Here is a 6161-nt window from a genome sequence, read left to right as displayed (position 1 = left end):
GCAATGGCCTCCGGCAGGATCAACCGGAATGTGCCCCCAGAGTGGGGGCGGTGGGCGGGATGTCTCCCAAAAGGAGACAACACCAAATGTGGTCCCCGTCAGGGACCACGGTCGTCTATTGCATGGGTCCGTAGGTCGACGACATCGCTCGATCGGCCGGATGTCGCCGAACTACCAAGGCTAACATCAGATCCCATCTGTACGGCGGACCGCAGGGGTGGAATCCTCATTTCCTTCCGGACTTTGTGATACGCTCCGAAGAGGTGTTAAACCCTTCGGAGCGCGTCCGGCACGACAACAGACCGAGTTGAACGGTCCGTCGGTCGCATCGTGTCGTTCGCATCCAATCCGAGTGCCCTGTTCCACTTAAGGGCATCGGATCGTCCCCGGCGCCGTCTGGCGTCGGAGTGAACGTTCGCACCTGAACAGTACAGGCCTTTTCCACTTAAGGGCATCGGATCGATGCCGTGAGGGAGCTGGCCCGACTGTCGTCCGGACCGACCCGGACGAGACGCTGGAAACTGCGGCCCGGCGTCATGGTGCATCGCACCGTTCGCGTTCATTCGGATGCTGGTGGAACACTTAAGACCGTCGAACGAAAGCGGCATCGGAGACAGTTCTCGTGATACGGCGTATCGAACGAAACGGCACGAAGCGGTGAGACGCGGGCGGACACGTGACGGAGGCGACAAGCCTCGCTATCGGATGGCGTGTACGCGCGAAGTAACAGCCAGGCACATCTATGAGAACGGCTCAACACGTGCTGCCGGCAACGCCTACTGTACGGTCAGCGAAAATCTCTGGGCGTGGGATGGGACCGTCCACCGCGTCAATCGTCGAGGTGTTCGATGCCTTCCTTCGAGACGTTGGCTTCGGTGATCTCGTCGGGCATCCAGTCGGGCTTGTCGTCGGGCGCCGTCTCGTGCCAAGCCCAGCCCTCATAGATATGTACCTTGTCCGTACCCTTCTCTCGAAGCCGAAGCTCGGTCTCGTCGGCGTCGTCTTCCGACGGAGCGGGTTCGAGTCTCCGGGCCGCCTTGAGAGCTGCCTGTCGGGGGGTGTTTCCGGAGAAGACACTCGGTTCTTCACCATCGTTACGTCGCAACGCGAAGTTCCGCTTACCGTCCTCACGTACCATGATTTTGGACCTCCATGCCAACCGAGCACATGCCCCACTATAAAGATATCCCCGACGGGACGCCGATGCGAAACATACTACATAAATTTTTTCCATGATATCGCGGAGGGGAGCGTGAAAACCGCCAACGAGACGCCCATCGTCGGGACGTATCAGGTCACTTTGACCTCGCGCGCGCCGCAAGACGCCGCGCCGGCGCCGCGACCGTAGAAAACACTTAAGTAGGTCGTACGGCGAACTTCGTCCTAGACTACCCCGATGGTACGGAAAAAGAAGCTCAGTCCGAGTGGTGCGAAAGACGAAGACGGCGAGTACCACAACGTACACATCAACATCCACGAGGACGAGCTGGCGGTTGCCGGGATGGAAATCGGCGACGAAGTATTCGTCCGCGTGCGTGAAGACAAGATTATCATTCAGAAGGCGGATCAGGACGAAGTGGAACACGATTTCTGAGAGATCCGTATCGTCGGCGGTGCTCCGAGGACTTTTTACACCAGCGCGAAGGGGTCTCCAACGATGAACGCCTACGACGTCGCGAAGCCGCTTCTCTTTCGGTTGCCGCCGGAGACGGCCCACAACCTCATCCACGGGACGATGCGCACGGCACAGGGAACGCCGATCGAGGACGCCGTCGAGCGTCGCTACGCCGTCGAAGACGAACGGCTGTCGGTCGAGACGCTCGGCCTCGAGTTCCCGACGCCCGTCGGCGTGGCCGCGGGGTTCGACAAGAACGCCGAAGTTCCCTCGATGCTGTCCGCTCTCGGGTTCGGCCACGTCGAAGTCGGTGGCGTCACCGCCGAAAAACAGCCGGGAAATCCCCGCCCACGGATGTTCCGACTGCCCGAGGATCGCGCGCTGATCAACCGCATGGGGTTCAACAACCACGGCGCCGACGAGATCGGCGCCCGCCTGGAGCGGCTCGACTTGCCCGACGTCCCGATCGGGATCAACATCGGCAAGTCGAAATCGACGCCACTCGAGGACGCCGCGGACGACTACGCCTACACGTACGAGCGCGTGGCCGAGCACGGCGACTACTTCGTCGTCAACGTCTCCAGCCCCAACACCCCCGGACTGCGCGAACTCCAGAACCGCGAGCACCTGGAGTCGATCCTCGGACGCCTGGCAGATCAGGGCGCCAGTCCGCTACTGGTCAAGCTCTCACCGGACCTGCCCGACGCGGCCATCGAGGACGCGCTCGCGGTGGTCGACGAGCTCGACCTCGACGGCGTGATCGCGGTCAACACCACGACGGAGCGGCCCGACGATCTCCGGAGTTCACATAGCGCGGAAAACGGAGGGCTATCGGGCGCCCCGATCGAAGAGCGCGCCACGAACACGGTGGGATTCGTCGCCGAACGGACCGACGTTCCGGTCATCGGCGTCGGCGGCGTCGCGAGCGCCGAGGGCGCCTACGAGAAGATTCGCGCGGGCGCGAGCGTCGTCCAACTTTACACCGGGCTGGTCTACGAAGGGCCAGGACTCGCCCGCGACATCAACGAGGGGCTGCTCGAACTGCTGGACCGGGACGGCTTCGAGTCGGTCGAAGACGCCGTCGGCGCCGACCTCTAGCACCGAGCGAGCGGCCACACCCTTTTGACGGGAGCCGCGGCCAGGCCCGGCGTGACCTGAGACTCGCCGCGGGGCGTTCCGCGGTTGTGCGCCACGCCGCCCCGCGACCGGAGAGTGGCGCCTGTTCGCTATTACGCTCGCCAGTCGGCTGAGCGGTAAAGAGGAAGAAAAGCCGGTTACCGCAGCGCGTCCAGCTGGAACTCGAACGCCGCCACCGGCAGTTCCAGATCGTGCTCGACGAGCACTTCGGGATGGATCTCGCCGATCACGCCGACCGACTCACCGTCGATCACTACCTCGGCGGTGCGGCCGTCGATGAACGAGGGGTGGCTCGTCGGCGGCGTCTCCAGGTCGACGTCGAAGTTCCGCGCGAGCCCCTGCAGGCGGGCCTTGGCGTCCTCGTAGGAGGCGTCGTGACGTGCAAGCGCGCCGGCGACCGTCCGGTGCTCGGCGACGTTGGTGTTCTCGGACTCGTCGAGGTGGGCGGCCAGTCCGATCTCCGCGAGGTCCTGGGGGTAGCTCCGGTGGGTGTTGCGCTCCAGCACCATCAGCAGCGACGGGAGCGCCCAGGTGCGAAGCATCGTGTAGTCCTCGCTGTAGGGGTTCTTGATCGTCGTCGGCCGCGCGGCGCCGACGGCGTCGTCGCCCTCCTCGAGGCCCATCCGGTCGAAGTTCTCGGCCTCGTTGATCATGTGGAAGTTCAGCATGTCTTCGAAGCCGAGCCCCACGAGTTGCGTGCGGACGGCGTCCTCTAGCCGGGAGCGCTCGTGGCGGCCGCCGACCGTGCTGACGTCGGGGTACCGCGGCTCCAGCTCGTTGAAGCCGAAGGCCCGTCCCGTGTCGTCCACCAGATCGAGGGGATGGAGAACGTCGACGCGGTACGGCGGGATCGAGACGTCGTAGGCGAGATCGCCCGCCTCGTTTTCGTCGGTCTCGGCATCTAGCCCCGACCGCTCGAACAGGTCGACGACCTCCTCGGGATCGAGATCGACGCCGAGCAGCGTCTCGATGCGGTCGTGGGCGACCGACTTCTGCTTGACCTCGAAGTCCGGTCGGTGAAGTTCTCGATCGGGGTAGTTCACCACGACGTCCTCGATCGTCGCGCCGCGGGCGTCGAGCGCGTAGCAGACGATCGCGCACATCCGGTCGATCGTCCACTGGTCGGTGCCCGTCAGCTCGACGAACAGGTTCCGCGAGTCGGTGGTCACCTCGGTCCGCCGGCCGTTGATCACCGGCGGGAACGAGAACAGGCCGATGTCGTCGTAGATCGCCGGGAAGCGTTCGTAGTCGGCCACGAGGTCGGCGTACGTCTCGCCGGTGGGGTGCCCTTCGAGTACCTCTCCGGGCGTCAGCTCGGCGTCCGAGTCCAGCGGGACGAACCGATCGCCGTCGGGCTCGACGCCGGTGTAGCGGATGGACTTGTTCGGCGTCGCGGCGCCCGCGTCGGGGGCGGCGTCGTCCGCAGCCTCGTCGCCCGGTTCCGGGGCCTCGCCTTTCAGCATCGTCAGGTCGTGGATGCCGATGGCGCCCTTGGCGCGCTTGCGCCCCATCGTCGCGTGGAGCTTCTCCTGGAGCTGGATCAGCGAGTCCAGCGCGTCCTCGTCGAGGTCGACGCCGCGGATCACCGCGCCGGTGACGTAGGGGCGCTCGTCGGGAACCGACTCGTCGACTTCGATCGTCCAGTCGGCGTCGTTCGTGTTCGGGATGTCCACGCCCCGGTCGTCGCCGTAGTGGTAGCGCAGCGACCGGGCGATCCCCCCGACCGAGAGGCGATCGAGCCGGTCGGGCGCGAACTCGAGCTCGAACCCGCCATCTTCAGTCTCGCCCTCGTACTCGAGTCCGAGGCCGAACAGGTCCTCCTTGAGTTCTTCGTCGCTCTTCTCGTCGTGGCCGGTCAGGTCGCGCAGTTCGTCGGGATCGACGTCTACTGTGGGCATCAGTACATCACCTCGGTGTCTCGCAGCAGTTCGAGATCGCACAGCGTCCCGTGGACGTCCCGGATGTCCTCGAAGCCGTAGATCAGCATGAGCAGGCGCTCAAGGGAGAGCCCCCAGGCCATCACGTCGGCGTCCTCGACGCCCAGCGGGGCGAGCATCTCCTCGCGGAAGATCCCCGAGTTTCCGACCTCGATCAGTTCGCCCGTCTCGGGATGAGTACCAAAGAGCTCGAAGCTCGGCTCCGTGTAGGGGTTGTAGTGGGGCTTGTACTCCAGGTCGGTGATGCCGAACTGGGCGTAGAACTCCTCGAAGGTGCCCATCAGGTCACGCACCGAGAGGTCCTCGGCCATCACCCAGCCCTCGATCTGGAAGAACTCCAGCAGGTGGGTCGGATCGAGGGTGTCGTTGCGGTACACCTTCTCGACGCTGAAGTACCGCTGGGGCGGTTCGAGCTCGCCGACCTGCTCGCCCGAGAGGTACCGCGTCGACAGGGAGGTCGTATGCCCGCGTAGCGCGAGCGCCCGCGCGAAGTCCTCGTCCCACGGCGAGTGGTAGCCGTCGCCGTCAGGCCCGACGCCGTTGCGGTGTGCGTCCTCGACGCGGTCGACGAGATCCGCGGGCAGCTCGTCGATCTCCCGGGGCTGATCCATGGCGAACCGGTCCCAGTGGGTGCGCGCGGGATGGTCCTGGGGCATGAACAGGCAGTCGTTGATCCAGAAGTCGGCGTCGACGTGGGGGCCCTCCATCTCCTCGAAGCCCATCCCGACCAGTACGTCCTTGACACGATTCGCGGTCTGGCGGAGGATGTGTTCCTTGCCGCCGCCGACCTCGGCGGCGTCGGCCTCGACGTTGTACTCGCTGAACTCGACGTCGCGCCACTCGCCGCTCGTGAGCAGCTCGGGCGTGAGCTGGCCGACGGACTCGGCGGCCTCGACGCCCTCCATCAGCGCCGTGACGCCCTCGTCGGTGAGTCGAACCGATCGAACCGTGCGCTCGGTGAGCTCGACCAGCCCGCGGCTGTCGAGCCGATCGAGCGTGTCGTCGTCGACGTCGGCGTCGCCGCGATCGAGCGCGGCGAGCGCCGTCGCCTCGGGATCGCTGTCGGGGTCGGCGTCCGCGTCGGCGGTGATCTCGCCGCTGTCGATCGAACCGTATCCCTTGCGGGCGTAGTTCGACAGCGCGATGTCGACCGCCTGCCCGTCGAGGCCCGACTCGCCGATCGCCCGGCCCATCTGGACCGGCGACTCGTCGGCGTCGAGGGCCAGCGCTGCCTCGTACAGTCGAACCTCGGGAAGCCCCTCGTCGAGATAGCGATGGGCTTCGTCGGTTAGCTCGACGCCATCCTCGGTCGCCGACTCGACGGCGACGAGCCCCTGCTCTTCGAGATCGAACGCCGCCCCGGTGATCGTCTCGGGCTTGTGGTCGGTAGCGTTCGCGATCGCGTCGATCGTCTGTGCGTCGTCCGCGCTCGCGGTCTCCAAGACCGCGACCTGTGCGTCCGGGAGTTTCAT

Annotated in this window: 5 protein-coding genes; 2 read left to right on the top strand and 3 right to left on the bottom strand. The window is 65.5% G+C overall.

The genetic code is table 11. The annotated features are described in order from the left end of the window. Positions 1-829: 829 nt before the first annotated feature. Positions 830-1138 (bottom strand): non-histone chromosomal MC1 family protein, encoded by a 309-nt coding sequence (locus ABDZ81_RS07690; RefSeq protein WP_343773339.1) that lies wholly within the window; start codon positions 1136-1138, stop codon positions 830-832. A gap of 258 nt (positions 1139-1396) precedes the next feature. On the opposite strand from ABDZ81_RS07690, the gene ABDZ81_RS07685 reads away from it, so the two are divergent. Both ABDZ81_RS07685 and ABDZ81_RS07680 read left to right on the top strand, forming a co-directional pair. Next, positions 1397-1594 (top strand): hypothetical protein, encoded by a 198-nt coding sequence (locus tag ABDZ81_RS07685; protein ID WP_343773338.1) that lies wholly within the window; start codon positions 1397-1399, stop codon positions 1592-1594. Between the two features lie 63 nt (positions 1595-1657). Then, positions 1658-2713, top strand: coding sequence for a quinone-dependent dihydroorotate dehydrogenase (locus ABDZ81_RS07680; protein WP_343773337.1), 1056 nt, complete (start codon positions 1658-1660; stop codon positions 2711-2713). 176 nt (positions 2714-2889) lie between these two features. Here ABDZ81_RS07680 and pheT read toward each other — a convergent pair whose 3' ends face one another. Both pheT and pheS read right to left on the bottom strand, forming a co-directional pair. Then, positions 2890-4650, bottom strand: a complete 1761-nt coding sequence (gene pheT / locus ABDZ81_RS07675; RefSeq protein WP_343773336.1) for a phenylalanine--tRNA ligase subunit beta — start codon at positions 4648-4650, stop codon at positions 2890-2892. After that, positions 4650-6161 carry a phenylalanine--tRNA ligase subunit alpha gene (pheS, locus tag ABDZ81_RS07670; protein ID WP_343773335.1) on the bottom strand — a complete coding sequence of 504 codons (1512 nt, stop codon included), beginning with the start codon at positions 6159-6161 and terminating at the stop codon, positions 4650-4652. The genes pheT and pheS overlap by 1 nt, the downstream gene beginning before the upstream one ends.

The organism is Natronoarchaeum mannanilyticum (genome assembly GCF_039522665.1).
Lineage (GTDB): Archaea > Halobacteriota > Halobacteria > Halobacteriales > Natronoarchaeaceae > Natronoarchaeum > Natronoarchaeum mannanilyticum.
Note: the sequence above shows the minus strand (reverse complement) of the source record. Positions and strands in the feature narration are given on the sequence as shown.